Annotated in this window: 27 protein-coding genes; 11 read left to right on the top strand and 16 right to left on the bottom strand. The window is 72.9% G+C overall.

The window, feature by feature from the left end; genetic code table 11:
• Positions 1–80: 80 nt before the first annotated feature.
• Positions 81–365: a GNAT family N-acetyltransferase gene (locus tag QL987_RS10830; protein ID WP_290157671.1), complete on the top strand. Its 285-nt coding sequence runs from the start codon at positions 81–83 to the stop codon at positions 363–365.
• A 113-nt stretch (positions 366–478) separates the two neighbouring features.
• Here the strand turns inward: QL987_RS10830 and QL987_RS10825 are convergent, their stop codons facing one another.
• The 3 genes from QL987_RS10825 to QL987_RS10815 all read right to left on the bottom strand — a co-directional run bounded on the left by QL987_RS10825 (position 479) and on the right by QL987_RS10815 (position 2,985).
• Positions 479–805 carry a hypothetical protein gene (locus tag QL987_RS10825; protein ID WP_290157670.1) on the bottom strand — a complete coding sequence of 109 codons (327 nt, stop codon included), beginning with the start codon at positions 803–805 and terminating at the stop codon, positions 479–481.
• A 186-nt stretch (positions 806–991) separates the two neighbouring features.
• A complete protein-coding gene (locus tag QL987_RS10820; protein ID WP_253467392.1) occupies positions 992–2,041 on the bottom strand; it encodes a biotin/lipoate A/B protein ligase family protein in 1,050 nt (349 codons plus the stop codon).
• Between the two features lie 71 nt (positions 2,042–2,112).
• Positions 2,113–2,985: an alpha/beta hydrolase gene (locus QL987_RS10815; RefSeq protein WP_290157668.1), complete on the bottom strand. Its 873-nt coding sequence runs from the start codon at positions 2,983–2,985 to the stop codon at positions 2,113–2,115.
• Positions 2,986–3,064: 79 nt separating this feature from the next.
• On the opposite strand from QL987_RS10815, the gene QL987_RS10810 reads away from it, so the two are divergent.
• From QL987_RS10810 to QL987_RS10800, 3 genes are all read left to right on the top strand, one after another.
• The gene (locus QL987_RS10810) at positions 3,065–4,207 is read left to right on the top strand and encodes an inorganic phosphate transporter (RefSeq protein WP_290157667.1); all 1,143 of its coding nucleotides are present in this window, start codon (positions 3,065–3,067) and stop codon (positions 4,205–4,207) included.
• Between the two features lie 11 nt (positions 4,208–4,218).
• Complete coding sequence (locus QL987_RS10805; RefSeq protein WP_290157665.1) at positions 4,219–4,488, top strand: hypothetical protein; 270 nt, start codon at positions 4,219–4,221, stop codon at positions 4,486–4,488.
• Between the two features lie 70 nt (positions 4,489–4,558).
• Positions 4,559–5,500, top strand: a complete 942-nt coding sequence (locus QL987_RS10800) for an acetamidase/formamidase family protein (RefSeq protein ID WP_290157664.1) — start codon at positions 4,559–4,561, stop codon at positions 5,498–5,500.
• Between the two features lie 118 nt (positions 5,501–5,618).
• On the opposite strand, the gene QL987_RS10795 is transcribed toward QL987_RS10800, so the two are convergent.
• The gene (locus tag QL987_RS10795) at positions 5,619–6,371 is read right to left on the bottom strand and encodes a glucose 1-dehydrogenase (RefSeq protein ID WP_111074947.1); all 753 of its coding nucleotides are present in this window, start codon (positions 6,369–6,371) and stop codon (positions 5,619–5,621) included.
• A gap of 173 nt (positions 6,372–6,544) precedes the next feature.
• Between QL987_RS10795 and QL987_RS10790 the strand changes: the two genes are divergently transcribed.
• Both QL987_RS10790 and QL987_RS10785 read left to right on the top strand, forming a co-directional pair.
• Complete coding sequence (locus QL987_RS10790; protein WP_290157662.1) at positions 6,545–7,009, top strand: MarR family transcriptional regulator; 465 nt, start codon at positions 6,545–6,547, stop codon at positions 7,007–7,009.
• A 5-nt stretch (positions 7,010–7,014) separates the two neighbouring features.
• The gene (locus QL987_RS10785; protein WP_290157661.1) at positions 7,015–8,364 is read left to right on the top strand and encodes an MFS transporter; all 1,350 of its coding nucleotides are present in this window, start codon (positions 7,015–7,017) and stop codon (positions 8,362–8,364) included.
• A 49-nt stretch (positions 8,365–8,413) separates the two neighbouring features.
• Here QL987_RS10785 and QL987_RS10780 read toward each other — a convergent pair whose 3' ends face one another.
• Positions 8,414–9,304 carry an alpha-E domain-containing protein gene (locus QL987_RS10780; protein WP_290157659.1) on the bottom strand — a complete coding sequence of 297 codons (891 nt, stop codon included), beginning with the start codon at positions 9,302–9,304 and terminating at the stop codon, positions 8,414–8,416.
• 208 nt (positions 9,305–9,512) lie between these two features.
• Here QL987_RS10780 and QL987_RS10775 point away from each other — a divergent pair, with 208 nt between their 5' ends.
• A complete protein-coding gene (locus QL987_RS10775; protein WP_290157657.1) occupies positions 9,513–10,019 on the top strand; it encodes a MarR family transcriptional regulator in 507 nt (168 codons plus the stop codon).
• A 59-nt stretch (positions 10,020–10,078) separates the two neighbouring features.
• The gene (locus QL987_RS10770; protein ID WP_253467369.1) at positions 10,079–10,267 is read left to right on the top strand and encodes a hypothetical protein; all 189 of its coding nucleotides are present in this window, start codon (positions 10,079–10,081) and stop codon (positions 10,265–10,267) included.
• A gap of 109 nt (positions 10,268–10,376) precedes the next feature.
• On the opposite strand, the gene QL987_RS10765 is transcribed toward QL987_RS10770, so the two are convergent.
• The 6 genes from QL987_RS10765 to QL987_RS10740 all read right to left on the bottom strand — a co-directional run bounded on the left by QL987_RS10765 (position 10,377) and on the right by QL987_RS10740 (position 16,781).
• Positions 10,377–11,219 (bottom strand): NAD(P)-dependent oxidoreductase, encoded by an 843-nt coding sequence (locus tag QL987_RS10765; protein WP_290157655.1) that lies wholly within the window; start codon positions 11,217–11,219, stop codon positions 10,377–10,379.
• Positions 11,220–11,337: 118 nt separating this feature from the next.
• Positions 11,338–12,333 (bottom strand): M23 family metallopeptidase, encoded by a 996-nt coding sequence (locus QL987_RS10760; protein ID WP_290157654.1) that lies wholly within the window; start codon positions 12,331–12,333, stop codon positions 11,338–11,340.
• 9 nt (positions 12,334–12,342) lie between these two features.
• A complete protein-coding gene (locus tag QL987_RS10755) occupies positions 12,343–12,828 on the bottom strand; it encodes a hypothetical protein (RefSeq protein ID WP_290157652.1) in 486 nt (161 codons plus the stop codon).
• A 100-nt stretch (positions 12,829–12,928) separates the two neighbouring features.
• Positions 12,929–13,669 (bottom strand): lysophospholipid acyltransferase family protein, encoded by a 741-nt coding sequence (locus tag QL987_RS10750; RefSeq protein ID WP_290157650.1) that lies wholly within the window; start codon positions 13,667–13,669, stop codon positions 12,929–12,931.
• 73 nt (positions 13,670–13,742) lie between these two features.
• Positions 13,743–15,602, bottom strand: a complete 1,860-nt coding sequence (recQ, locus tag QL987_RS10745; protein WP_290157648.1) for a DNA helicase RecQ — start codon at positions 15,600–15,602, stop codon at positions 13,743–13,745.
• Between the two features lie 9 nt (positions 15,603–15,611).
• A complete protein-coding gene (locus QL987_RS10740) occupies positions 15,612–16,781 on the bottom strand; it encodes a CPBP family intramembrane glutamic endopeptidase (RefSeq protein ID WP_290157647.1) in 1,170 nt (389 codons plus the stop codon).
• Between the two features lie 36 nt (positions 16,782–16,817).
• Here QL987_RS10740 and QL987_RS10735 point away from each other — a divergent pair, with 36 nt between their 5' ends.
• A complete protein-coding gene (locus tag QL987_RS10735; RefSeq protein ID WP_290157646.1) occupies positions 16,818–17,759 on the top strand; it encodes an EamA family transporter in 942 nt (313 codons plus the stop codon).
• Here the strand turns inward: QL987_RS10735 and QL987_RS10730 are convergent.
• A complete protein-coding gene (locus QL987_RS10730; RefSeq protein ID WP_356841112.1) occupies positions 17,642–18,274 on the bottom strand; it encodes a GNAT family acetyltransferase in 633 nt (210 codons plus the stop codon). The genes QL987_RS10735 and QL987_RS10730 overlap by 118 nt on opposite strands.
• Positions 18,275–18,408: 134 nt before the next feature.
• Between QL987_RS10730 and QL987_RS10725 the strand changes: the two genes are divergently transcribed.
• Together QL987_RS10725 and QL987_RS10720 are read left to right on the top strand one after the other, a co-directional pair.
• The gene (locus tag QL987_RS10725; RefSeq protein ID WP_290157645.1) at positions 18,409–19,215 is read left to right on the top strand and encodes a class E sortase; all 807 of its coding nucleotides are present in this window, start codon (positions 18,409–18,411) and stop codon (positions 19,213–19,215) included.
• Positions 19,212–19,388: a hypothetical protein gene (locus QL987_RS10720; protein ID WP_181439253.1), complete on the top strand. Its 177-nt coding sequence runs from the start codon at positions 19,212–19,214 to the stop codon at positions 19,386–19,388. Before QL987_RS10725 ends, QL987_RS10720 begins: the two co-directional genes overlap by 4 nt.
• Positions 19,389–19,447: 59 nt before the next feature.
• On the opposite strand, the gene QL987_RS10715 is transcribed toward QL987_RS10720, so the two are convergent.
• The 4 genes from QL987_RS10715 to QL987_RS10700 all read right to left on the bottom strand — a co-directional run bounded on the left by QL987_RS10715 (position 19,448) and on the right by QL987_RS10700 (position 25,719).
• Positions 19,448–22,519, bottom strand: coding sequence for an SMC family ATPase (locus QL987_RS10715; RefSeq protein ID WP_290157643.1), 3,072 nt, complete (start codon positions 22,517–22,519; stop codon positions 19,448–19,450).
• Positions 22,519–23,688: an exonuclease SbcCD subunit D gene (locus QL987_RS10710; RefSeq protein ID WP_290157642.1), complete on the bottom strand. Its 1,170-nt coding sequence runs from the start codon at positions 23,686–23,688 to the stop codon at positions 22,519–22,521. Before QL987_RS10710 ends, QL987_RS10715 begins: the two co-directional genes overlap by 1 nt.
• A 63-nt stretch (positions 23,689–23,751) precedes the next feature.
• A complete protein-coding gene (locus QL987_RS10705) occupies positions 23,752–25,044 on the bottom strand; it encodes a S24/S26 family peptidase (RefSeq protein WP_290157640.1) in 1,293 nt (430 codons plus the stop codon).
• 81 nt (positions 25,045–25,125) lie between these two features.
• Positions 25,126–25,719 carry a hypothetical protein gene (locus QL987_RS10700; RefSeq protein ID WP_111074930.1) on the bottom strand — a complete coding sequence of 198 codons (594 nt, stop codon included), beginning with the start codon at positions 25,717–25,719 and terminating at the stop codon, positions 25,126–25,128.
• Positions 25,720–25,997: the final 278 nt, after the last annotated feature.

Raw genomic sequence — 25,997 nt, 5'->3', positions numbered from 1 at the left:
GGTTGCACGCAGCGGTACTCCGCGGTGTGCAGCCGCCCACGTTGCGTGTCGCGGGAGGTGTCCGGCGTAGCGTCCGGAGGATGAGTCTCGAAGTCCGCAACGACACCGACCAGAACCAGTACTCCCTCGTCGAGGACGGCACCGTCATCGGCCTCGCCGCCTACGAGGTCGACGGCGACGCGATCCACTTCGTGCACACCGAGGTCGACCCGGAACACCGGGGCGGCGGGCACGCCTCGATCCTCGTCGAGCACGCCCTGGACGACGTGCGGGCGAACTCGGACCGCCGGGTCGTCGCCGAGTGCAGCTACGTCGCAGCGTGGCTGGACCGGCACCCGGACCACCAGGACCTGCTCACGCGCTGAGCAGCGTCGGCAGCGAGCCCGACGGCCTCCGCCGGCAGCGCGCCCGTCGGCCTCCGCCGGCAGTGCGCCCGACGGCCTCCGCCGACAGTGCGCCCGTCGGGTCGCGCGACGCCTCAGTACGAGCGGTCGTGCGTGCCGGCCCGGTGCGCGCCGCTGCCGGCCCGCGCCGACGGCACCCGGATGAGCACGGTGCCGCTGAGCAGGTCGTGGTCGTCGCGTGACGGCGTCGGAGCCTCTCGCGGGAGGCGCGACTGCCGCTCGTACTCGGCCTGCGTCTCGTGTCGGGTCGGCGCGAACACCTCGTCCATCATCGACACGACGCCACCGGATCCGCCCCCGCGTGTGGACTTGTTCGACAGGTCGATCCAGCCCACGCGGTCGGCGATCCACATCACGACGACCGCAGCGGCCACCGCCCCCAGGAAGATCAACCAGTTCACGGCAGCGACGTTACGTGGCCGTCCGGCGGAGGACATCCGCCGCGCGGCTGATCCTCGTGATCCGCACGGACGGCACCGCACTGCCCGCACCGAGATTCGCGCCCAGCGACACCGCGCGCCTCCTCGCGCCCGAGCCCTGTCGCCCAGCGCGAAACTCGGCGGGCGCAGGCACCCGCGGCCCAGCGCTCAGGGCACCCGCTCGAGCCACTCCCGCGTCGCGAACTTCGTGTCGACGAGCTCCTGCGCCTTCTGCCGCTCGGCGTCCGTCACGTGCCCCTCGGTCGCGCCGTACAGCCTCGTGAACGTGCCGACGAGCCGGTCGATGATCTCCGCCCGGCTCAGCCCGGTCTGCGACCGCAGCGGGTCGACCCGCTTCGCAGCGCTCGTCGTCCCCTTGTCGCTCATCTTCTCGCGGCCGATCCGGAGGACCTCGACCATCTTCTCGCCGTCCATGTCGTAGCTCATGGTGGCGTGGTGCAGCAGCGACCCGGTGCCCAGGCGCTTCTGCGCGGCGCCGCCGATCTTGCCCTTGGTCGAGGTGATGTCGTTGAGCGGCTGGTAGTACGCATCGATGCCGAGGGACTTCAGCGCCTCGATCACCCACTCGTCCAGGTACGCGTACGAGTCGGCGAACGTCATGCCCTGCACGAGTTCGGTCGGCACGTACAGCGAGTACGAGATGATCGCGCCGGCGTCCATGAACATCGCGCCGCCGCCGGAGATGCGGCGGACGACCTGCACGCCGTACTTCTCGGCACCGGCCGGGTCGACCTCGTTCTTCAGCGACTGGAACGACCCGATCACGACGGCCGGCTGGTCCCACTCCCAGATCCGCAGGGTCGGCCCGCGGCGTCCGGCCCCGACCTCTTCGGTGAGGACCTGGTCGAGCGCCAGGTGCTCGTTCGGGCTGATCGGCCCCTCGTGAATCACCTGCCACTCGTAGTCCCGCCACGACGAGGCCCGCGACAGCGCGCGGCGGACCGCGACCCCGACGGACTCGGGCGTGAAGCCGAGCAGGACGGCGTCCTCGGGCAGTGCGTGCCGGACGGCGGCGGCGATGCCGGCCGCGTCGGTGTCGGCGCGCAGGCCGTCGACGGCCTGGTCGATCAGCGGCAGCGCGTCGTCGGGCTCGAGGAAGAAGTCACCGGCCAGGCGGAACTGGTCGATCTTGCCGTCGACGACCTCCAGGTCGACGACGACCAGCTTGCCTCCGGGGACCTTGTACTCACCGTGCATGCCGCCACCCTATTCCGGGAGGCCCGTGGCGGGCCCGACACGTGCCTCCCGTCCGCCGTCCGCGACCGTGCTCAGTGCCGCGGGACGGCCCGGTCGAGCCACGCGACGAGGTCGGCGACCACCTCGTCCCGGTTCGTCTCCTTGTAGACCTCGTGCCGCGCCCCGTCGTAGACCTGCACGGTGACGTCGGAGAGCCGCCCACGCCGCCGGTACGCGCGGGCGAGCAGCTCGACCGAGCGGGGCCCGCCGAGGGAGTCGTCCGAGCCGACCTGCAGCAGCACCGGCAGGTCGTTCGGGATCCGTCGGCGCGGCAGACCGAGCAACCGCAGGGTGTCGGGCAGCCCGAACAGGCCGATGACGTCCGCCTCGACGACCAGCGGGTCGAGCCCGATCGCCTCGATGACGGCGCGGTCACGGGTGAGCCACTCGTGCTTCGTCGGACCGGAGGCCGCGTGCCGCCGGTTGAGGTCACCGCCGTTCATCAGCCCCGGGACACGGAGCGCACTGCCCGACAGGACCACGCCGGCGTACTGCTCGGACGAGGTGTTCACGATCCGCTGCGCCATCAGGGAGCCCCACGAGTGGCCGAGCAGCACGACGGGCAGGCCAGGGTCGTCGGCCTTCGCGACCGCGGTCATCTGTTCGACGGCGGCGATCGCGGCCCGGAGCCCGCCCGGACCCAGGCGACCGAGCTTGGTGTGGTCGCCGTCCCACTGCGCAAGGCCGGTGCGGCCGTGCCCGCGGTGGTCGTTGACGTGGACGGTCCACCCGGCGCGGACCAGGTCCTGCGCGAGCGGCTCGTACCGGAGGCCGTGCTCCCCGACCCCGTGTGCGATCTGCACGACGCCCCGCGGCTTGCCGGCACGCCAGGTCGAGTAGACGATCTCGACACCGTGGGCGTCGACGAACGAGGAGTCGCCGCGGGCGGCGGAGAACGTGGGCACGGCAGCATCCTGGCAGACCCCGGACCTGTTCACCCGGCGTTCACCCGGGGTCGCCTCCCCGGGGCATAGCGTCTCGCGCATGGACGTCCTCGTCACAGTCGTGTTGGTGATCGTGGTGGCCCTCGTGTTCGACTTCACGAACGGGTTCCACGACACCGCGAACGCCATGGCCACCTCGGTGGCCACGGGTGCACTCAAGCCCCGCACCGCCGTCATCATCTCCGCCGTGCTCAACCTGGTCGGTGCGTTCCTGTCCACCGAGGTGGCGAAGACCGTCTCGCAGGGGATCATCCGCGAGGGTCAGGACGGCATCCACATCTCGCCGACGATGATCTTCGCGGGACTGGTCGGGGCGGTGCTCTGGAACCTGGCGACCTGGTACTTCGGGCTGCCGTCGTCGTCCACGCACGCGCTGTTCGGCGGCCTGATCGGGGCGTCGATCATCGGGGCCGGGCTGAACTCGGTCGACTGGACCACGGTGGTGTCGAAGGTCGTGCTGCCGGCGCTGCTCTCCCCCGTCATCGCGGGCGTGATCGCCCTCGTCGCGACGTACTTCGCCTACCGACTGACCAAGAACGCAACCACGCACGGTGCCGCGACGGGCTTCCGGCACGGGCAGACGATCTCCGCGTCGCTGGTGTCCCTGGCGCACGGCACGAACGACGCGCAGAAGACGATGGGTGTCATCACGCTGACCCTGATCGCCGCGGGCTACCAGGGCGCCGGTACCGGTCCGGAGCTCTGGGTGATCCTGGCCTGCGGTCTCGCGATCGCCCTGGGCACCTACATGGGCGGCTGGCGCATCATGCAGACCGTCGGCAAGAAGATCTCGGACGTGCAGTCGCCCCAGGGCTTCGCGGCGGAGACCAGCTCGGCCGCGACGATCCTGGTCTCCTCGCACCTGGGCTTCGCGCTGTCGACCACGCACGTGACGAGCGGGTCGGTCATCGGGTCGGGCCTCGGCAAGAAGCTGGCGGACGTCCACTGGGGCGTCGTCGGCAAGATCGTCATCGCGTGGGTCATCACGCTGCCGTCGGCCGCGGTCGTCGGCGGACTCGCGACGTGGCTGGCCTCGACCTCGTCGATCGGCCTGGTCGTCGTGGCACTGCTGGCACTCGCCGGCGGACTCACCTTCTACGTCCTCGCCCGGCGCAAGCCGATCAGCGCGGACGACGTCCACGAGGGCACCGCGGAGCGCGAGCCCGTGGCCGCCGGGAACTGAGAGGGACACCGATGGACATCGACTTCACCGCCATCGGCACCGTCGCGGGGGTCGGCTTCGTCGCCGCCGTCGGCGTGGTGCTGCTCTACACGCTGGGGCTGCGGCTGCTCGGCACCGGTCAGCCCGCTGATGCCGCGGGCGAGAAGACGCAGTACTCCGAGGAGACGCAGCGGTCCGGCACGACGCCGCCGGTCGCGTACCTGGGCGCGGGCGTCTGCTTCGCGCTGTGCATCGCGGCGGTCCTCTACGGCATCTGGATGACGATCCCCCAGTTCCACTGACGCCGGCGTCCGGCGCCGCGTCCGGCGTCCGGCTCCACCCGCCGGGAGCCGCGCCTGGGATGATCGGCCGGTGACCCACCACCGCATCGAGACCACCTCCGACACCGCCGTCGACGTCCTGACGGCCGAGCGAGCGCCGGTGCTGACCGTCGAACCGGGCGACACCGTCACGGTCCACACCCTCAGCGCCGCCGGGTACACCGAACGGCTGTCGGAGCCGGGAGCCGAGGCACCGACGCTCATCGCCTCCCGCCGCGGCCACTGCCTGCTCGGGCCGATCGCCGTCACCGGCGCCCGGCCCGGGCAGGTGCTCGCGGTCCGGTTCGACGAGCTGGTGCCGGACGACTGGGGCTACACCGGCTCGGGCGGCGTGGACACCCCGCTGAACCGTGCCCTCGGTCTGGCCGACCCGTCCACGCGGGGCCCGCTGCTCTGGGACGTCGACCCGACCGCGGGCACGGCGCACAACCAGCTCGGGCTCGGTGTGCGGACCGCTCCGTTCCTGGGCTTGGTCGGACTGCCGCCTCAGGCGATGGGTGAGCACTCGACGATCCCCCCGCGGCCGCTCGGCGGCGGCAACATCGACTGCCGCGAGCTCGTCGCCGGGGCCACCCTGTACCTGCCGGTCACCGTCCCGGAGGCGCTGCTCTCGGTCGGTGACGGTCACGCGGCCCAGGGCGACGGCGAGGTCTCCGGCACCGCCGTCGAGTGCGGCATGACGACCACCATGACGCTGACCCTGCTCGACGAGGCCCCGGTCGACGGCATCCACGCCGACACCCCGGCGGGACGCATCACGTTCGGGTTCGACGCCGACCTCAACGCGGCGACGACGACGGCGCTCGACCGGATGGTCGACTGGATCGCCGGCACGTACGGCCTCACGCGCGGCGAGGCGCTCGGCATGGCGAGCGTCGCCGTCAGCATGCGGGTCACCCAGGTCGCGAACCGCACCTGGGGTGTGCACGCGCTCCTCCCGCACGACGCGATCCTGACGCGGGCGGCGGGCTGACGCGGGCGGCCAGCTGACGCAGACGGTCGGCTGACGGACGGGAGGCCCGGCGGACGTGAGCGGGTCTGCTCACGTCCGCCGGGCCTCCCGTCCGGACCCGCGTCGCGCGGGTTCCCGGTCAGTGCGCGGAGTACCCGCCGTCGACCAGGTGGTAGCTGCCGCTGATGAACGACGCCTGGTCGCTGAGCAGGAACAGGACGAGCGCGGCGACCTCGGCGTCGGTGCCGAGGCGTCCGGCGGCGTGCTGCGCCTCGAGGCCGGCGAGTTCGTCGCCGCTCAGCGACGAGCGGACCAGCGGGGTGTCGATGAAGCCCGGGCCGACGGCGTTCGTGCGGACGCCCTTCGCCGTGTACTCGAGCGCGGCGACCTTGGTCAGGCCGACGAGGGCGTGCTTCGACGCGACGTAGGCGGCGTTGTTGGCGAGGCCGACCGAACCGAGGACCGACGACATGTTGACGATCGCGCCGCCACCGGCCGCGAGGATCGCCGGGATCTCGTAGCGCAGGCCGTAGAAGACGCCGTCGAGGTCGACGGCGCGGACGCGGTCCCAGGCTGCGACGTCGTACTCGCCGATCGGCTGGGGTGCCGCGCCGATGCCGGCGTTGTTGACGGCCAGGTGCAGGGCGCCGTAGGTGTCGACGGCGAACTGGACGGCACGCTCGTTGTCCGCGGCGATCGACGAGTTCGCGGAGACGGCGGCCGCGGTGCCACCGGCCTGCTCGATCTCGGCGACGACGCGCTCGGCGGCCTCCTGCTTGATGTCCGTGACGACGACGGAGGCTCCCGCTGCCGCGAGCTCCTTCGCGATCGACTCACCGATGCCGCTGCCACCACCGGTGACGATGGCGACCTTGCCCTCGAACCCGTTCATCTGTCCTGCTCCTCCCGTGCCTTCCGGCCCGTGTCGATTGGGCAACACCTGTTGCCCAGGCTCCCACTCTACGCCCGTCGGCCGGGGGTTCGTCGGGCGGCCTGTGGACGGTTCGCTGCACGATCGGGCTGAACCGGTTCGTTCGCTGAACTAATGAGCTAGGCTAACGACTCGTGACCGTCACCGACCCGCTCCCCACCGCCGCGCGTCGTCGCCCCTCGCCGGACCCCTCGCTCGCCAGCGACGTCCGGATCGCCGTGAACCGGCTGTCCCGGACCCTGCGCGCACAGAAGGCCGACACGACCGTCAGCGACGCCCAGTTCTCCGCCCTCGCCCTGCTGCACCGCGAAGGCGCGATGAGCCTCGCCGACCTCAGCCGCCGCGAGGGCGTCACCCCACCGTCGATGACCAAGACCGTCACGGCCCTCCTCGACCGCGGCCTGCTCACGAAGGACGGCCACGGCGACGACCGCCGTAAGGTCCTGCTCTGCCCGACCGCCGAGGGCGACGACCTGGTCACCGAGACCCGGCAGCGTCGTGACGGATGGCTCACCCCGCGCCTCGCGGCGCTCAGCCCGGCGGAGCGGAAGACCCTCACCGCCGCCACCGACATCCTCCGGAGGCTCGCCGCCCAGTGAGTGCCATGTTCCGGTCCCTCTCGGGACGCAACTACCGCATCTGGTTCGCCGGTGCCCTCGTGTCGAACATCGGCACGTGGATGCAGCGCACCGCCCAGGACTGGCTCGTCCTCACCCAGCTGACCCATGACGACGCCGTCGCCGTCGGGGTCACCATGGCGCTGCAGTTCGGGCCCCAGCTGGTCCTGCTCCCCTGGACCGGGCTGGTCGCCGACCGCTTCGACCGACGCCGGATGCTCATGCTGACGCAGGGGCTGATGGGGCTGCTCGGCCTCGGGCTCGCCGTCATGGTGCTCACCGACACCGCGACGCTCTGGTCCCTCTACGGGTTCGCGCTCGCACTCGGGGTCGTCGCCGCGTTCGACACCCCGGTGCGCCAGGCCTTCGTGTCCGACGTCGTCACCGGCGAGCAGGTCTCGAACGCCGTCGCACTGAACTCGGCGTCGTTCAACGCGGCCCGGCTCATCGGCCCCGCCGTCGCCGGTGTGCTCATCGCGGCGATCGGCTCCGGGTGGGTGTTCGTCATCAACGCCGGGTCGTTCCTGGCCGTCCTCATCGCGCTGCGGTTCGTCGACCCGGCGCAGCTCGCCGACCGGGCACGGGCCCCACGCGGCAAGGGGCAGCTCATCGCGGGCTTCCGGTACGTCCGCACCAGACCGGACATCATCGTGGTGCTCTGCATGATCTTCGTCGTCGGGACCTTCGGCGTGAACTTCGCGATCTTCACCTCGACGATGGCGCGTGTGGAGTTCCACCGCGGCGCCGGCGAGTTCGGCCTGCTCAACTCGGTGATGGCGGTCGGATCGGTGCTCGGCGCCCTGCTGTCGGCGCGGCGCGAGGTCCCCCGGATGCGCACGCTGACCATCGCGGCGGGCGGGTTCGGACTCGCCTGCACCGCCGCGGCCTTCGCGCCGACGTACTGGACGTTCGCGATCCTGCTCGCCTTCCTCGGGCTCGCGTCGCTGACCTTCATGACCACGGCGAACGCCCTCGTGCAGACCACCACCGAGCCGGCGATGCGCGGCCGGGTGATGGCCCTCTACATGGCGGTCTTCGCCGGCGGCACCCCGCTCGGTGCCCCGATCGTCGGCGCGGTCGCCGATGCCTGGGGTCCGCGGTGGGCGATCGGGGTCGGCGCGCTGTCGGGCTTCGTCGCGCTGGCGATCGCGCTCGTCTGGCTCGTCCGGTTCCAGCACGTCCGGCTGCGCTACGACGCGGACAACCGCCTGCACCTGGCGGTGACCCGATCACTGCCCGTCGTCGTGCCGGCACCGGGCTCCCGGGCCGCTCGGGCAGCCGTCCGGCGGGACCTGCAGCACGACGAGGCCGTGGTGGAACGGTCGAGTCCGGTCTAGATCCCGCGGCCCGTGCCCGTGCGCGGGCCCGTGTCGCACGCGGCCCGTGTCAGTGCGCGGGCTCCGGTGCGGTGAACACCCGGCGGTCCAGGGCGGCAGTGATCGCCTCCGCGGCCGCGGCGAGCCGGGAGCCCGCCGTCCGGGCAGCGTCGACGGCGGTCTCCGGCGTCACCGTCTCGAGCTCGGCCCGGGCCGCGCCGAACGCCCGGACCTCGTCCGCCAGGTGCACGCCGACCAGGTCGTCGAGACACCCCTCACTGCGACGGGCCAGGAACAGCAGCGATCGGGGACTGTGCTCGTCGAGCAGGAGGAACGCGGCCGCGTCCGCCGAGGTGCTGCCGTGTCGGAACTCCCGGTGGAACGCCTCCCCCGCCCCGCAGGCACGGAGCGCGGTCGCCCACGACGTCACCGAGCCCGGGTCGAGCAGGTCCGAGGCGAGCATCCGTGCGGTCACGGTCAAGCGGGCCAGGGAACGGCCGAGTGTGAAGAACTCCCACACCTCGTCGCGGCTGACGTCCCCGTCGACCACGCCGACGGCCAGGGCGCTGCGCTCGCGGACCCAGCCGAGGAACTCGTGCGCCTTCTCGCCGACGATCTTCCGCGGCAGCCGGGAGCGCGTCGTGTTGAGGCAGTCCCAGAGTTCGGTGGACACGACGTCCCGTGCCCGACGGGCGTCGTCCCGTGCGACGGCGACGGCCGCGGCGATCGATGCCGGTTCGTGGCGGTCGAGGGCCAGGGCGTCGAGGGTCGCCGACGGACTGAGGTCGGCATCCGGCAGCACCGCCGCCCCGACCACGGTCCGGAGGTCACGGCCGAGACCCGGGTCGTCCGCCGAGGGGTCCCGCCGTGCCAGGTGCACGTCGAGCAGGCGCGCGACGACGTCCGTCCGCTCGACCGCGCCCCCGACACTGTGGACGCTCCTGGCGAGTCGGTTCAGCACGGCGACTCCTGCATGCGGCGAACCTACTGAGGGCTCGTTGCCGGGGTGTTTCCGAGCCGCGTCACCGGTGTTGCGGCGGTCCGCGACGATGAGCGGAAGTCAGTCCTGTGGCCGTTCGGGGGACGCCGCCTGGCCGCACCCTGGACGCTGAGCGTGCAAGTCATCACGCTCGCTAGACAAACTAACTAGAGCGTCTAGCATTGTCCGTATGACTTCCGAGGTGACGACAGCAGCCCCGGGGTTCTGGTACGGCGAGGACTCCCGGGTCGACGCAGTGGACGTGTTGAACGCCCTGCGTCGGTACCGCACTGCCGAGAGTTCTGCCCAGCGTCGCGTGCGTGAGGAACTCGGGATCGGTGAGAACGCGTTGATGGCCCTGCGGGTGCTCGTCGACGCCGAGACCTCCGGCCGGACCGTCAATTCGAAGGAACTCGCGGAGCGCCTCGGCATCACCGCAGCGTCGACCTCGGCGCTCGTCGACCGGCTCGTCCGCTCCGGCCACGTCGAGCGGCACGCGGACCCGGGCGACCGACGCGGCGTCATCCTCACCGCGACCGGCAAGTCGATGCGTCGGGCCCTGGCCGTCATCGGTGACCTGGACTCCCGGGCCGTCGAGGTAGCCCAGCACCTGCCGCCCGAGGACATGGCCGTCGTCGTGGCGTTCCTGCAGCAGATGGCCGGCGCGGTCGACGACACCGACCTCGACGAGGACTGAGCCGGAGCGCGAACTCTCCGTCAGGCCGGCCGCCGAGGACCCCGGCGTACGCTGAGACGATGCGCGAGCCCGAGGACGACATGCCCGCGGCCGAGCTCGACGCCCGCGCCCGGGCCGATGCCGCGCTCCGGCGCATCCGTGACGGAGCGGATCCGACGCGGGAGGCCTTCGACCTCGCGAACACGCTGAACGACGAGTCGGTCAGCCGGTTCGCCCGGCGGCTGCGCGATCTGTTCCGCCGCGCCTGACCCGGCCCCGGACCGGACGGATCTCCGACCCCGTCGTCTCCCCCGACCTGTCGTCTCCCCGAACTCGTCGTCGCCGGTGCGGACCGTCTCCGGTCCGCACCGGCGCCGGTCAGAACGCGGTGCCGACCGCCGCGATGTCGTCGCCGCCGTGTCCGGCCGCGCTGGCTTCGGCGTAGACGCGTCCGAGGGCGTCGAGCAGCGTCGTGTCGACGTCCGCGCCCCGTGCCGCATCCGTGATGAGGCCGATGTCCTTGCGGAGGCCGTCGAGTGCGAACTGCGCCGGGTACTCCCCCGCGATCATCGCCGCACCCTTGGTGTGCGCGTAGGCCGAATCACTGGCCGAGCCGTCGATCGCGTCGAGGAACAGCTGCGGGTCGAGTCCGAGCGCGCGGGCGATGGCGAGCGACTGCCCGGTCGCAGCGGTGATCGACGCGATCCACGCGTTGGCGGCGAGCTTGAGCGCCGTGCCCTGCCCGACCTGGTCGCCCGCCCGGACGACCTTCGCGCTGACCGCGTCCAGCACCGGGCCGACGAGCGACACCGGCTCGTCCGCACCGGCGACGAGCATCGTGAGCTTGCCCTGCTCGGCCGGGGCCTTGGTGCCGAGCATCATCGCTTCGACCAGGGTGATGCCGTACTTCGCGGCGAGCTGGACGACGGTCTCGGTGCCGGCGACCCCGATCGTCGATGCCTGCACCCAGACGGCGTCCTCCGGAGCGTCGCCCGCGGCGTGCTCGAGGACGTCGACCACCGCGTCGGTGTCGAACAGGGTCAGCAGGACGACCTGCGCCCCGGACACCGCCTCGGCAGCGTCGGTGACGATCGTCGCACCGTGCTCGCCGAGCGGCCGGGCGCGGTCCGCGGTGCGGTTCCACACCGTGACGTCGTGCCCCGCTCGGAGCAGCGACTGTGCGACGCCTGCTCCCATCGCTCCGGTTCCCAACACCGACACGCGCACCGTGGTCTCCTCACCGCGTGACTCCCTGCCACGACGACGTCGACGCTACGCGGCTTCCCGGGACGCCGACGCAGCAGCGGACCACCTGTGGAGGGACGGCGGAGAACGCCCGTCAGTGCAGGAGACCCCGCGCGGCCAGCCACGGTTCGGGGTCGACCGGACGGCCACCCAGGATCACCTCGAAGTGCAGGTGCGGGCCGGTCGAGACCCCGGTGCTGCCGACCGCGCCGATGCGTTCCCCGACCCCGACCGTCTGACCGGGTCGGACGCCGATGACCGAGAGGTGGCCGTAGCGCGTCTCGGTGCCGTCCGGGTGCCGGAGCAGCACCTGGTTGCCGTAGCCGCCGAACACCCCGGCGGACTCGACGGTGCCGGACATCACGGCGACGACGGGTGTCCCGCTCGCGGCGGCGAAGTCCGTGCCCTGGTGACTCGTCGAACACGCGGCGCACCCGGCGACGTTCCGACCACCGAAGTTGCCGGCCGAGGGGATCGTGCCCGCGACCGGACGGGCAGCGGCGACGGTCGACCCGGGCGCCCGGGCGAGCAGCACCCCGTCAGTGGTCCGTCCGACCACGGTGAAGTCCGCGCGGGCCGTGGTGTCCGGGGCGGTCCCGTGCACCCGGAAGTCCTGGTTCGGCGGGCCCGGGGCGAGGGCCTCGACCGGGGCGGCGATCGCCGACCGAGGCGCGGTGTCGGTGACGACCAGGCAGGCCGCGAGGGCGATCGACGTCAGTGCGAGGCCACGACGGGCCCAGCAGTGCTGTCGGACGTCGTGCGCCGCGGCGACGATCGACGCCCGGACGAGTGAGACCGTCAGCGCGACCCCGGGCCGGAACCGGCGGTGCGGCCGGCTCGTCGGCCGGTGCGCGGCGCTCCCCGCCGACCGTCGCGGTGGACGGAGGCTGGAACGACGGGCGCCCGATCGGTGGGCCTGCGGTCGGCTGGCATCGGATCGGTGGGCCTGCGGCCGGCTGGCATCCGGTCGGCCGGCGTGCGGTCGGTGGGCGTCCGATCGACCGGTGTGCGATCGACGGGTGCCCGGGAGGGCCTCTGCGGTGCGACGGGCCCGACGGGACCCGTACTGCACCGGGATGGACGACGACACGTCGCCGGCTCAGCCGCGGACGACGCCGCTGGCGACGATCCGCTCGACCTCGATCGCGACGGCGTCGACGACCGCGCGGGTCACGGCGTCGACGACCGCTTCGACCAGGGGCAGCTGCTCCTGGCAGACGACGTGCTCACGGGCGAGGGAGGCGCGGAGGCTCGCGGGGATCCCGTCGATCATCTCGACCAGGTCCGCGGGGACGACGGCGAGCGGCGAGGCCGGGACGGAGGTCGCGGGACCGCGGACCGCGGCCACGTCGACACTGGGCACGGTCAGACCGGCCGGTGCGTCGAGACGGACTGCCGGCGTGGCCGAGGCCGACGGCGCGGTCGAGGCCGACGGAGCGATCGTGGTGGGCGCGGCGGTCCGGGCGGACGCGGCGGTCCGGGCGGACGCGGCGGTCCGGGCGGACGCGGCGGTCGGGGCAGACGCGGCAGCGCCGGACTGCGCACTGCGGCGGGCGATCGCGTCGAAGAGGGGCGTGGAGGACATGACGGGCCTTTCCCTGGCGGATTCGGGCGACCCGTCGATGCTGATCCCGACGAGCCGGATCGAGCATAGTATGCGTATTTCACATATGCAATAGTGCGCGTCAGTCGGGTAGCGCGTCCCCACGGTCGTCGTGGTGCAGCATCCGCTTGACCCGTTCCACGATCGTCGTCGGCGGCTCGTTGTAGACGCCGGCCGGCTCCTGACCGCTGAGGGCCTGGATCGCCGCCGTCACCGCGTCCGTCGCCTGACGCCGCGCACGGCCCGAGCTCGCAGCGCCGAAGCCGGACAGGTCCATCGGCTCGCCGAACTCGATCCGCACCCGGGCCAGCCGGGGCATCCGCGACCCGACGGGCTGCACGTGCTCGGTGCCGGTGAGGGCGACGGGGACCACCGGCGCCCCGCTCGTCAGGGCGAGCCACGCCAGCCCGGTCCGGCCCCTGTAGAGCCGACCGTCGAGCGACCGGGTGCCCTCGGGGTAGATCGCGAAGGCCTCACCCGCCTCGAGTCGTGCGAGCCCGAGGTCCAGGGCCTGTTGCGCGGCGGCTCCGGCACCCCGCTCGACGCCGATCGCACCGATGCCGGAGAAGAACGCGCGCGACAGTGCACCGCGGAAGCCCGTGCCGGTGAAGTACTCCTGCTTCGCGAGGAACGACACCTTGCGCGGCGCCAGGAGCGTGATCGTCGGGGAGTCGATGAAGGACCGGTGGTTGCTCGCCAGGATCACCGGACCGCGCTTCGGGACGTTCTTCCGACCGACCACCTCGGGCCGCCACAGCAGTCGTGCGAGCGGCGCCACCACGGCGCGCCCGAGCACGGTGGCGGGCTTCGTCGAACGGGACACACGGCCTCCTGGTGGGCGGGAGGTACCGAGTGTAATGACGGGCCCGGGGGCGACATGCCCCGAGCGGCATGGGTCAGACGGCGGCCGCCACGACCGTGAGTACGGCCCGCCCGTAGGACTCGAGCTTCGCCGCACCGACGCCCGAGATCTCCGACAGCTCGTCGAGGTCGGCGGGCTTCACCGCGGCGATCCCACGCAGGGTGGCGTCGTTGAACACCACGTACGCGGGGACCCCCTGCTCCCGCGCCTGCCCGGCACGCCACTGCCGCAGCGACTCGAACAGCGGCATCGCCTCCTGCGGCATGTCCGACACCACCGCGGTGCGACGGCTCCGACCGGCACGCGGGGTCTTCACGGGGTCGCGGCGCATCCGGACCTCGACCCGGCCGGCCAGCACCTCGGCGCTCGTCGGACTGAGGACGAGCGTGCCGTACCCGTCGCCGGACACCGCGACGTACCCCTGCGCCAGCAGCTGTCGGGCCACGGCCTTCCAGTCGGCGTCGGACAGGTCCTGCCCGATGCCGAACGTGGCGAGGGAGTCGTGCCCGAGTTCGGTCACTCGGGGCGACTGCTTGCCGGTGAGGATGTCGACCAGGTGTGCGACGCCGTAGCGCTGGCCACGCTCGCGGTCGAGCCGCACGATGGTGGAGAGCAGCTTCTGCGCGGGCACCGTGCCGTCCCAGGACTCCGGCGGCGCCAGGCACGTGTCGCAGTTGCCGCACGCCGACGACTCCTGCCCGAAGTACGCGAGCAGGCGCACCCGGCGGCACTCGATCGTCTCGCACAGGGCGAGCATGGCGTCGAGGTGCGCGCTGAGCTGCCGTCGGTGCGCGGCGTCCCCCTCGGACTGGTCGATCATGCGGCGCTGCTGCACGACGTCGTTCAGGCCGTAGGCGAGCCACGCGGTGGAGGGCAGCCCGTCACGCCCGGCACGCCCGGTCTCCTGGTAGTAGCCCTCGACCGACTTCGGCATGTCGAGGTGCGCGACGAAGCGGACGTCGGGCTTGTCGATGCCCATGCCGAACGCGATGGTGGCGACCATGACGATGCCGTCCTCACGGAGGAACTGGGCCTGGTTCCGCTCGCGCACGCGGGCGTCGAGACCCGCGTGGTACGGCAGCGCGGCGATGCCCTGCTGCACGAGGGCCGCCGCGGTGCGTTCGACCGAGTTGCGGGACAGGCAGTAGACGATGCCGGCGTCCCCGCTGTGTTCGGTGCGGATGAACGTCAGCAGCTGCTGCATCGCGCCGGTCTTCGGCTCGATCCGGTACTGGATGTTCGGCCGGTCGAAGTCGGCAACGAAGTGCGCGGCGTCGTCGAGCCCGAGCCGGGCCGAGATCTCGCGGTGGGTCTGCGGCGTCGCGGTGGCCGTCAGCGCGATGCGGGGGACGTCCGGCCAGCGTTCGTGGAGCACGCTGAGCTCGAGGTAGTCCGGGCGGAAGTCGTGCCCCCACTGCGCTACACAGTGCGCTTCGTCGATCGCGAAGAGCGCGATCCGGGCCCGGTCGAGCAGGGAGCGCGTGGACTCGATCTTCAGACGTTCGGGTGCCAGGTAGAGCATGTCGACCTGGCCGGTGACGATGTCCCGCTCGACCCGGGCGCGCTCGTCCGGTCCCTGCGTGGAGTTGAGGAACGCGGCTCGCACACCGTTGGCGGCGAGGGCGTCGACCTGGTCCTGCATGAGGGCGATCAGCGGGGAGACGACCACCCCGATGCCGTCGCGGACGAGCGAGGGCACCTGGTAGCAGAGCGACTTGCCGCCGCCGGTCGGCATGAGGACGAGGGCGTCGCCGCCGGCGACCACGCGGTCGATGATCTGGGCCTGTTCACCGCGGAAGGCGTCGTAGCCCCAGACCCGCTGCAGCACGTCGAGCGCAGCGGACCGGGGCCCAGCTGCCTCGGTTCCGGGCGCAGCGACACCACTCGAACTCATGCGACGAGCCTACGGCCGCGTGCCGACACCACCGGACTTGTCCACAGCCGACGCCGCCGGCCCGCCCGCACCCGACCCGACCAGCACCGGGTCGCCGGAGGCGCCCGTCTCGGAGGCGCCCGTCTCGTCACCGCGTGTGGGGGCGCCAGACCAGCCCGCGCCTCCCGGCCGGAGCCACTGCCGGCCACCCGCCCAGAGCGGCGGCTGCCCACGGAACCGCGGCGCCTCCTGCCCGGGGAACCGGCGGTCGAGCTTCCGCCACCACGCCGTCAGCTCGACGAGTGCCCAGTAGAGCAGCGAGGTGCCGAGCGTCACGACGAACCCCTGCCAGCTGCCCTGCGACCCCTCGCCGGTCAGGTCGACCTGGGACCAGCCCGGGGCCTGCAGCACGAAGATCATGATGTTGTTGAGCGCGTGCTGCAGGACCGTGGCCTCGAGCCCGCCGGTCCGCAGCACGATGACCGCCGCCACCAGCCCGAACGAACCGACGTCCAGGATGCCCCAGATGTTGTAGCCGTTCGGCACGTGCAGGACGGCGAACAGCACGGTCGACACCGCGACCGCGACGACGGCGCCGACCGCACGGAGCGGGATCCACGAGCCGATCGTCTGCATCAGGAAGCCGCGGAAGACGTACTCCTCGGCCGCGGCCTGGAACGGCACCAGCAGGACCACCAGCAGGATCGTCAGGGTCAGCGTCCGCAGGGTCACGGTCGACTGCCCGAGTTCCGCGGTGTTCCAGTGCAGGCCGCCGTCGGTCGCGACGTACCCGGCGCCCTGGAACAGGAACATCACGACCGCGAGCACCAGGAGCGGCAGCAGGCACCAGCCGAGCCAGCCCCAGCGGACCCGGGTCCGGACCGACGACAGCAGCCCGTAGGGGCCGAGCCCGGCGATCTTCGTGGACAGCATGATCGCCGGCAGCAGCACCACGAGCGACACGAGCGTCAGCGACAGGATGAGCGGGTCGGTCGGGTCGAGCGCGCCAGACGAGAGCTTCTCCGTCAGGTCCGTGAGCCCGGCTGGTCCGCGCTGCGCGCCGATCGGCACGAAGTACGCGATCGCGATGACGATCTGCGACGCCAGGTAGAAGCCGAGGAACACCGCCACGGCGACCAGTGGCCGCCACCACCGCCAGTTCGCATCGACACGGGGCAACCGGTGGTAGGGAACGCTCACGCCGTGCAGAGTACCGGTGCGGGCAGGATGGGGCCCGTGATCACCGTGCTGCTCGGCCTGGGCGGCGCCCTCGTCTACGGGGCCGCCGACTTCCTCGGCGGGCTGGCGTCCCGCCGGGTCCGCCCGGTGCGCGTCGCGGCCGTCGCGGCCCTGGTCGGCCTGGTCCCGCTGCTGGTCGGCTTCGCGGTCCTCGGCGGTCGGTTCTCCGAGCAGGCCGTCGTTGCCGGCGTGGTGGCGGGCCTGTCCGGCGCGGTCGGCGTCCTCCTGCTCTACGCGGCCCTCGCGATCGGGCCGATGAGCGTGCTGTCCCCGCTCACCGCCGTCTTCTCCGCGGTCGTCCCGGTCGTCGTCGCGCTCGTCCGCGGCATCGTGCTGTCGCCGCTCGGCGTGGTCGCGCTCGTGGTCGCGGTGGTCGCCGTGGTGCTCGTCGCCGCGGTCCCCGATCCGGGAGGCGCCCGCCTCACCCTCCGCGGGGTCGTCACCGCCGCGGTCGCCGGGTGCGGCTTCGGCGGGGTCGTGCTCGGGTACGACGCCTCGCCGCCCGACTCCGGCGTCGCGACCCTCCTGGTCGCCCGGACACTGCAGGTCGTGCTGCTCGGTGCGGCGGCCCTCGTCACCCTGCGGCTGGGTGGCCGGGTCGGCACACGGCCGGGAGGCACGCCGGCCGCCACGACGACGCCGGACGTCCGCCCCGTGGCCGGGCGGGTGCGGCCTGGGCGGGTGCGGCCCGGGCGGGCCCTGGTGCTCGTGGTGATCGGCTGCGGGGTGTTCGACGCGATGGCGAACGTGTTCATCCAGGCCGGCCTGCACTCGAGCGACGACCCGTCGACCCTGCCGGTGATCAGCGTCCTCAACGCGCTCTACCCGATCGGCACCGTGGTGCTCGCCGGCATCGTGCTGCGCGAACGGCTGACCGCACTGCAGACGACCGGGATCGTGCTCGCGTTCGCGGCGTCGGTCGGGCTCGCGGTGTCCTGACCGCCGGGGTCCACAGAGAGGTGCCTGACAGTCCTCCTGCGGATCGGCTCAGGACGCGGTGTCAGACCGGCGTCGGTGCGGGCCTCGGTCCCGTCGTCGGCGATGAGGCGTTTGCCGAGCGAGACCGTGTGGTCGTCGGCGTACCCGAGCGCCTCGTAGAAGGCGATGACCTGCTCGTTGCTGGCGCGGACCTGCAGGTTGACCTTGGGGCACCCGAGGTCGGTGAGCAGCCGCTCGAACTCGGCCATCAGGCGACGACCGAGTCCACTCCCCTGCCGGTCCGGCGACACCGCCAGGTAGTTGACCCAGCCCCGGTGCCCGTCGAAACCGGCCATGCCGGCGGCGACCACGGCCTCCCGGTCGGTCGCCACCAGGAAGAGCTCCGGCTGCACCGTGGCCTTCCGCGCGATGTCGCGGCGGGGGTCGTTCCACGGGCGGACCAGGCCGCACGACTCCCAGAGCGCGACGACGGCCTCGGTGTCGGTGGGGCGGAACGGACGGATCACGGTCTCCATCCGCACCACGGTAGCGAGGACGACGGCTGAGGATCGATCACCGATTCGGGACCGGGCTGTGGAAGACGCCCGCAGCGGGCCGTCGTCGTGGTCTGATAGACCTACTGCGCCGACCTCACCGATCCGGAGCCCCTGTGACCTCTCACGACACGATGCCGTCGCGGCGCGATGCCCGCGACGACGACGGCACCGAACGGCCCCGACGTCGGCGACCACGGCAGACGGTCGGGGGCGCGCTCGTCGCCCTGCTGGCCGAACTCCTCATCATCGCGGGTGCCGGCACCGGTCTGTACGTCGTGTGGACCGCCTGGTGGACCGACGTCGTCGCCGTGAACGAGCAGTCGAAGCTCGTGCAGACGCTCGACCAGCCGGAGCCGAAGAAGATCGTCGGCACCGAGCGCCGTGACGCCGCTCCCGTCCTGAGCGAACCGCCGGGGCTGTCGACGGTGTTCGGGACGATGCAGATCCCGCGCTTCGGGTCGGACTACAACCGTCCCATCGGCGAGGGCACCGACCGCGAGAAGGTCCTCAACACCATCGGACTCGGCCACTACCAGGACACCGCGATGCCCGGCGCCGAGGGCAACTTCGCCGTCGCCGGCCACCGTGTCACGTACGGCAAGCCGCTCAACCAGATCGCCGACCTCAAGCCCGGCGACCCGATCGTGGTCCGTGTCACCGACGCCAAGACGAAGTTCGATGTCTGGTACGTCTACAAGGTCACCGACAGTCAGATCGTCACGCCCGACCACATCGAGACCATCGCCCCGGTCCCGAACAAACCCGGCGTGGCACCGTCCGCCGAGGACCGCTGGCTGACCCTGACCGCCTGCCACCCGATGTGGTCCGCCGCCCAGCGGTACATCGTGCACGCGAAGATGGACTACTGGATGCAGGCGTCCGACGGCACGCCGAAGGAACTGACGGAGGCCGCCAAGTGATCTTCCCCCTCGTCTGGCGCGTGCTGCCCGGACCCACCGCGCTGAAGGTGCTCGAGCTGCTCGTGCTGCTCGTCGCCATCGTGTTCGTGCTCTTCACGTGGGTGTTCCCGTGGATCGCGGCGGACATCCTGCCGCCGCCCGACGGCACCGTGGACTCGACGCCGCACCCTTGACGCCCCTGACACCAGGGTGCCGATGTGCCGTGTGACGACGGTCTGACCGCTCCCGCTGGTCAGACGGTCGTCGTCACGCGCGAACCGCCCTCGGGGGTCCGGCGCACCGCGATCCGCTCCGGGATCCGCTGCTTGAGTTCCTCGACGTGGCTGACGATGCCGACCTGGCGTCCGCCGGCGGTCAGGCGGGACAGCTGGCCGATGACGTCGTCGAGCGTCTCCGGGTCGAGCGTGCCGAAGCCCTCGTCGACGAACAGCGTGCCGAGGGACACCCCGCCGGCCTCGGCCTGCACGACGTCGGCGAGCCCGAGCGCCAAGCAGAGCGAGAACGTGAAGGTCTCGCCGCCGGACAGGCTGCGCGGGTCTCGCGTGCTGTCGGTCAGGTGGTCGCGGACGGCCAGCGCCAGGCCGGTCCGACGGGCCCGGGTGCCGGATTCCCGCTCGTCGGACGTCTCGAGGGTGAACCGGCCCGCGAGCATCGCCCGCAGCCGGTCGTTGGCCGCGGCGACGACGTCCTCGAAGCGGCGCATCAGCACGTAGGTGCCGAGGGTGATCCCGGTCGGGTTGACGTTCGTGTTCGCTGCCGCGATGTCGGCGAGGCGGACCACGGCCCGGCTCTCGGCGCTCGTGGTGTCGCGGGCGCGGACGGCTCGTGACAGTTCGGTGGCGCACTTCTCGGCCGCGATCGCCCGGTCGGCTGCGGCGGCAGCAGCCCGGGTCGCGTCGTCGAGGGCGGCGGCTGCGGCGTCGCGTGCAGCCTGCGCGGCGTCCCGGTCGAGGACGGCTGGCGCGTCGGCAGCGGCAGCGTCTTCGGCGGCAGCGGCCTCGTCCGCGTCCGCGGCGGCGGCGGCGACCACCGCGGGTTCGGCGAGCCCCGCCTCCACGACGGCCTGCTCACGGTCGGCCGCCGCGACGAGTGCCCGCAACCGGTCGGCATCGGCGCGCCCGAGCGCAGCCGTCCGGGCGGCGGTGACGTCCGTGAAGCCCTGGGCCTGCAGTGCGGCGTCGACCTCGGCCTTGCGGTCGGCGACGTCCCGCTCGGCGGCGGTCACCCGATCGTCGAGGTCGGCGACGGTGCGGAGGACGGCGACCAGGGCATCGACCCGGGTGATGACCTCGGCGAGGGTGGCACCGTCATCGGCGTCCCGGTCTGCCGCAGCCAGCGCCTCGGCACCCGCACCCGCAGTCCGGGCCTGCTCGACGACCGCACCGACCGTCCGCCGCGCGTCCTGGACCCGGGCCCGGTCCTCGTCGAGGCGGACCTGGTCCCCCTCGATCCGGTCAGCGAGCAGCCGGCTCCGGGTGACCAGCTCGGTGTGGTCGTCCTCGAGCGCACGGGTGGCGCGGTCGTGGGCCTGCAGCCGTCGTCCGTGTTCCTGCACCGCGGCAGCCGCGGCACGGGCAGCGGCCAGGCGTGCGTCGGCCTCGGCGCGCTGCCGGGCCACCGAGTCGTCGTCGTGCTCCCCGACCGCCTCGGTCAGCCGGACGAGTTCGGCCTGGGCGACGGCGTGGTCGGCCGTCGCGGCGGCGAGGGCCCGCTCGGCGTCGGCGCGTGCCACCGCGGCGGTGTCGATCTGCTCGGCGCTCGGGTGGTCGTCCTGCGGTCGTGCCACGGCGGGGTGCTCGACGGCGCCGCACACCGGGCAGGGGTCACCGGGGACGAGCGCGGCACCGAGCTCACCGGCGAGACCGGCGATGCGTCGGGCGCGCAGGTCGTTCTCGGTGGCGAGGGCGGCGGCGGCGTGGGCTGCGGCGGCCGTCACCGCGGCGGCTCGGTCCGACGTCCGCTCAGCGGCGACCCGACGCGCGGCGAGCAGATCCGCCAGCTCTCGGGCCGTCTCGACCGCGCGTTCGGCAGCGCCGGTGTCGGCGGCGGACTCGGCGGACCGCTCGGCGTCGAGGACGATCGCGGCACGCTCGTCCGGACGCGACGCGAGCGCGGTGGCGGCCTCGGCGAGCCGCGTCTGCGTCCGCTCGAGGTCGGATGTCGCCGACTGCACGGCGGCGGCACGCTGGTCGAGGGACTGCTCGAGGTCGACCAGGTGGCGGACCTCGGACCGGACCGCGGCGAGCCGGTCGGAGGTGTCCCACGGTGCGTGGTCGGTCACGTCGTGCCGGTCGCGGACGGCCGAGCGTTCCCCGACCAGGGCGGTCAGACGGTCCTCGGCAGCGGCGGCGCCGTCCGCGACGGCCACGACCACGGCGGCGTGGTCGGCGAGGCCCAGGGCGGTCCGGTGTCCGGCGATCGTCGGAGCGTCCGCCGCCAGCGCGTCCTGCCGGGCGAGCAGTCCGCGTCGCCGGTCGAGGGCGGCCAGCCGGGTGGTCACGTCGTGCAGGTGGGCGACGGCGTGCTCGGCGTCGGCACGGGCCCGGGTGCGGGCCTGCTCGAGTGCGGTGGCGCTCCCCCGCAGTCCCGCGACGACGTCCGGCGCGGTCGACTCGTCGGCGTCGTCGTCCCCGGACGCCTGCTGGAAGCGCCCGAGGGCGTCGCGCACCCGGGCGTCCGCGGCCTCGACCTCCGCCACGGCCGTCCGGCGTCGGGCAGCGAGCTCGTCCGCGGTCCGGTCGTAGATCGCGGTGCCGAACAGGGACTGCAGGAGCTTCCGGCGGTCCTCGCCCGGGGCGCGGAGGAACCGTTGGAACTCGCCCTGCGGCAGGACCACGGTCTGCAGGAACTGGTCGCGGTTCAGCCCGATGACCCGAGCGATCTCGATGCCGATCTCCGGCGCACGGTGCGAGATCGGTTCGCCGACCAGGTCGGACGGGTCGGCCAGGCGGACCAGTTGCGCCGAGGACTGCTGCCGGATCGTGCCGGTCCCCCGCTGCTTCGGGCGGTCGTACGGCGGGGTGCGACGGACCCGGTACACGCCGGCGCTCGTCTCGAACACCAGGTCGACGAACGGCTCGACCGCGGGGTCGGCGTGCTGGCTGTGCAGACGGTCGGTGCTGGCGTCGCTGCCCGCGAGGCCGCCGTACAGGGCGTAGACGACGGCGTCGATGATGGTCGACTTGCCCGATCCGGTCGGTCCTTCGAGCAGGAACACCCCGGAGGCGGCCAGGGACGCGAAGTCGATCGACACCAGGTCCGGGTAAGGTCCGACGGCCCGGAGCTCGAGGCGGTGCAGGTACATCAGCGTGCTCCCTGCTCGGCCAGGGCGGCGGCCGCGGACTCGTAGGCGTCGCGGAGGATCGCGAGTTCGACGTCGTCCGGGGCACCACCGGTGGCGTAGGTGACGAAGTCCGCGGCGACCTCCACCGGGTCGCTGGTCGCACTCACCGCGCGGGCGGCGGAGCGTTCCGGGGCGTCGGCGGGCTCGTGCGTGATCGCGAGTGCGTGCGGGAAGCGGTCCTTCACGCGGGCGTACAGCCGCTCGGGGTGCACGGTGTCGGTGACGGCGACGCGGACCCAGGCGTCGACGTGCTCGGCGAACACCCCGGACTCGATCTGCTCGATGGTGCCGCGGACGTCCACGAGGGGACGGGGCACCGGGGTCGGCAGGAGTTCGACGGTGACCGTGCCGCCCGCCGCCAGGTCGACGAGCGTCACGGACTTGGTGTGGTTCCGCTCGCCGAACGAGAACGCCAGTGGCGAGCCCGCGTACCGGATGCGGTCCCCGGCCCCGACCCGCTGCGGGCCGTGCAGGTGTCCGAGGGCGACGTAGTCGACGCCGTCGAAGGTGGACTCGGCGACACGGTCGACCCCGCCGACGCGGATGTCCTGCTCGCTGTCGCTGGCCAGGGCGCCCCCGACGAAGGCGTGCGCGACGACGACCGAGCGGGTGCCCGGACGGCCGGCCAGGTCGGCACGGACCCGGTCCATCGCGGCTCCGACGACGGCCTGGTGCGAGCGGGCGAGGGGTTCGTCCGGCACCGGCGCGAGCGCGTACCGGACCATGTCGGGCTGCAGGTAGGGCAGGCCGTACACGGCGACCGGACCGCCCCCGTCGTCGGCGTCGACGAGCACCGGTTCCGCCAGACGGGACGGCTCGGCGAAGATCCGGACGCGATCGCTCATCACCCCGGCGCCGAACCCGAGCCGGACCGCGGAGTCGTGGTTGCCCGGCGTCACGACGACCGTCGCGGTCTCGGACAGCCGTTCGAGCACGTGCGAGAGCATCCGGACGGCCTCGACCGGCGGGATAGCCCGGTCGTAGACGTCGCCGGCGACGACCACGAGGTCGACCGTGCGTTCGCGGACCACCCGCACCAGGTGCTCGAGGAACACCGCCTGGTGCTCGAGCAGGTCCGCGCCGAGCAGCGTGCGTCCGAGGTGCCAGTCGCCCGTGTGCAGGATCCGCATGCGAGCCACGGTAACGGCCCCCGCGGACATCCCGGGACGCCGTGCGGGACCGGTGGAGGACGGTCAGGCGACGCACTCCGCGGCGGCGCCGATGCCGGCGATGGTGAAGGTCCGGACCGTGACCGTGGTCGTGCCCTGAGCGGCGACCGTCCATCCGGCGCCGTAGTCCGCGCGCAGGGTCAGGACGGTGGAGCCCCCGAGCGACAGCCCGCTGCCGCCCGTCAGGGTCAACGACTGCGGTGTCCCCGACGCTGACGCGGTGGTCCCGGTGACGCCGGCCACGGCGGTGGAGCCGCTCATCAGCTCGGTTCGGACCGGCGCATCACCACCGGTCGCGATCCAGGAGACCGTGGCGGTCTTCACGCCCAGGGGCGAGGTGTTCGAGGTGCACTTCAACGACGAGAGGACGGTGGGACGGAGCGTCGCGAGCTGCATGCCCGGGTTGACCGTCCGTGCGGTCCACGGCGCGGCGACCGCGGCCCCCGGCAGGAGCGCCGCGACCACCGCTGCCGTGACGACCACGGCGACGCCTCCGCCCCGGCGGAAGTGTCGCTGTCGCTTCCGGTGCTGCGCCGCGGCCTGCACCCGTGCCGCCCGCCGCCCCGGGGCGGCACCGGAGCCGGCGACGGTCGCGGTCCGGTGGGACTCGCCGGACGGGAGGCCCGTGGCGGCGCGGTGCCGCGCCTCCCGTCCGCCCCGTGCGCGCGTGCCCGGTCCGCCGGCGTCGTCACCAGGCCCGGCGGGTCCACCAGGGCCGTCCGGCCCACCGGGCCCGTCCGGCTCGTCGCTGCCGACGGCCGCTGCCTCGCTGCGTCGCCGGATCCGCCCGTCGGCCCGACAGAGGGCGAGGAGACCGACGAAGCCGAGGACGACGACCGCGACCCGGGCCCACTCGCCGGTCCGGACCCAGACGATCGGCGCGGCCACGTACGGGATCCGTAGGTACCCGACCCCGTGCACGGCCGAGCGGTGCAGGGGCGTCGAGTCGGACTGCGGGTTCGCGTCGCCCTTGGTGATGATCGTGCGCTCCGGGCCGTCACTGACGTACCGGTGCATCCGCAGGAGCCCGTCCTGGTCCGGGTCGTCCGCGAGCAGGACACGCCCTGCCTTCACCTGGTCGGACGCGACCGGGCGGGACACGACGACGTCGCCCGGCATCAGCCGCGGTGCCATCGAGCCCGTCATCACGGTGGTCGGGGACCAGCCGATGGCGGCGGGTGCCGCGGCCCAGAGCGCGAGTCCGAGCAGGGTGACGACGAGGCCGCGTGCGCAGGTCGCGACGACGACACGGCCCCAGTCGAGGGCGACACGGGCACGGGTCTGCGGGGTGGACCCACCGCTGACTTCGCTGCTCACCATGACTGCCTCCGACCGGGGCCTGTGTGTGGTGCGGGGTCCGACGCCGGGGCGCCGGTCCGCTCAGGAGTTCTGGACCCGTCAGGAGTTCTGGGCCTCCCAGGTGAGCCCGAGCGAAGCGGTGCCGCCCATGACCGAGCTCGGCGCGCTGGTCGGCACCGTGTACGTGATCTTGTAGACCTGCGTGCCGGCACCGTTCGGCGCCCACGAGCCCACCCCGGTCGAGTAGTCGGTCTTCGACGAGCCGAACGACGCGAGGGTGCCGGAGAACACCGTGCCGCCGGTCGTGGCGGCGACGAAGTTGGTGCACGACCCGAAGCCGCCGCCGGTGCCCTGCTCGACCGTGAGGTTGATGGAGCCCGACAGCGCGTTGGTCGTCGCCGCACCGGTGCCGTAGAGCTTCACCGCGGACGGCAGCGTCCCGGTGGAGGTGACGGTGATGCAGTTGGAGCCGGTCGACCCGGGCTTCAGCGCGGTCGCGTTGAACAGCGCGGTGTTCGAGTCGTCGTCGGAGAGGGCGACACTGCCCGCGTTCCAGTTGCTCGTCGGGTTGACGGTCGTCGCCGAGAAGGCGGAGTACGAAGCCGTCGAGACGACGGCGCCGGAGGCGATGAGGGCGACCGGGATGGCGATCCAGGCGGCGAGGCGGGCAGCACGAGGCGTGACAGAGGACATGGCGGTGCTCCTGAGGAGAAGTTGTCTGATCGGTGGTCCGGCCGGGCCCGCGGTGGTTGGTCGCGCTACGTGCCGAGGTGGTACGACGGTCAAGTTACTTTGCCGGCGTGCTGCTCACAAGGAAAGAGACACCCCCTCTCCTGGGGGTGGACGGGGCACCGGCCCGAGCGGATGATGACGAGCACGGCGTCCGCCTCGCGGCCCTCCGTCAGCACCCGCACCCGCCCGCGCCCTCGCCCTCGCCCTCGCCCGAGAAGAGCTCCTCCCCCGCATGTCGG

Origin of the sequence: Curtobacterium sp. APC 4022, assembly GCF_030407555.1 — a bacterium.
Lineage (GTDB): Bacteria > Actinomycetota > Actinomycetes > Actinomycetales > Microbacteriaceae > Curtobacterium.
Note: the sequence above shows the minus strand (reverse complement) of the source record. Positions and strands in the feature narration are given on the sequence as shown.

What these genes read in the sequence shown, in the direction of transcription:
- QL987_RS10775 (WP_290157657.1), top strand. Translation starts at nt 9,513, where the DNA reads ATGACTTCCGAGGTGACGACAGCAGCCCCGGGGTTCTGGTACGGCGAG.
- QL987_RS10730 (WP_356841112.1), bottom strand. Translation starts at nt 18,274, where the DNA reads ATGGAGACCGTGATCCGTCCGTTCCGCCCCACCGACACCGAGGCCGTC.
- QL987_RS10820 (WP_253467392.1), bottom strand. Translation starts at nt 2,041, where the DNA reads ATGCACGGTGAGTACAAGGTCCCCGGAGGCAAGCTGGTCGTCGTCGAC.
- QL987_RS10830 (WP_290157671.1), top strand. Translation starts at nt 81, where the DNA reads ATGAGTCTCGAAGTCCGCAACGACACCGACCAGAACCAGTACTCCCTC.
- QL987_RS10785 (WP_290157661.1), top strand. Translation starts at nt 7,015, where the DNA reads ATGTTCCGGTCCCTCTCGGGACGCAACTACCGCATCTGGTTCGCCGGT.
- QL987_RS10795 (WP_111074947.1), bottom strand. Translation starts at nt 6,371, where the DNA reads ATGAACGGGTTCGAGGGCAAGGTCGCCATCGTCACCGGTGGTGGCAGC.
- QL987_RS10755 (WP_290157652.1), bottom strand. Translation starts at nt 12,828, where the DNA reads ATGTCCTCCACGCCCCTCTTCGACGCGATCGCCCGCCGCAGTGCGCAG.
- QL987_RS10805 (WP_290157665.1), top strand. Translation starts at nt 4,219, where the DNA reads ATGGACATCGACTTCACCGCCATCGGCACCGTCGCGGGGGTCGGCTTC.
- QL987_RS10770 (WP_253467369.1), top strand. Translation starts at nt 10,079, where the DNA reads ATGCGCGAGCCCGAGGACGACATGCCCGCGGCCGAGCTCGACGCCCGC.
- recQ (WP_290157648.1), bottom strand. Translation starts at nt 15,602, where the DNA reads ATGAGTTCGAGTGGTGTCGCTGCGCCCGGAACCGAGGCAGCTGGGCCC.
- QL987_RS10700 (WP_111074930.1), bottom strand. Translation starts at nt 25,719, where the DNA reads ATGTCCTCTGTCACGCCTCGTGCTGCCCGCCTCGCCGCCTGGATCGCC.
- QL987_RS10710 (WP_290157642.1), bottom strand. Translation starts at nt 23,688, where the DNA reads ATGCGGATCCTGCACACGGGCGACTGGCACCTCGGACGCACGCTGCTC.
- QL987_RS10810 (WP_290157667.1), top strand. Translation starts at nt 3,065, where the DNA reads ATGGACGTCCTCGTCACAGTCGTGTTGGTGATCGTGGTGGCCCTCGTG.
- QL987_RS10715 (WP_290157643.1), bottom strand. Translation starts at nt 22,519, where the DNA reads ATGTACCTGCACCGCCTCGAGCTCCGGGCCGTCGGACCTTACCCGGAC.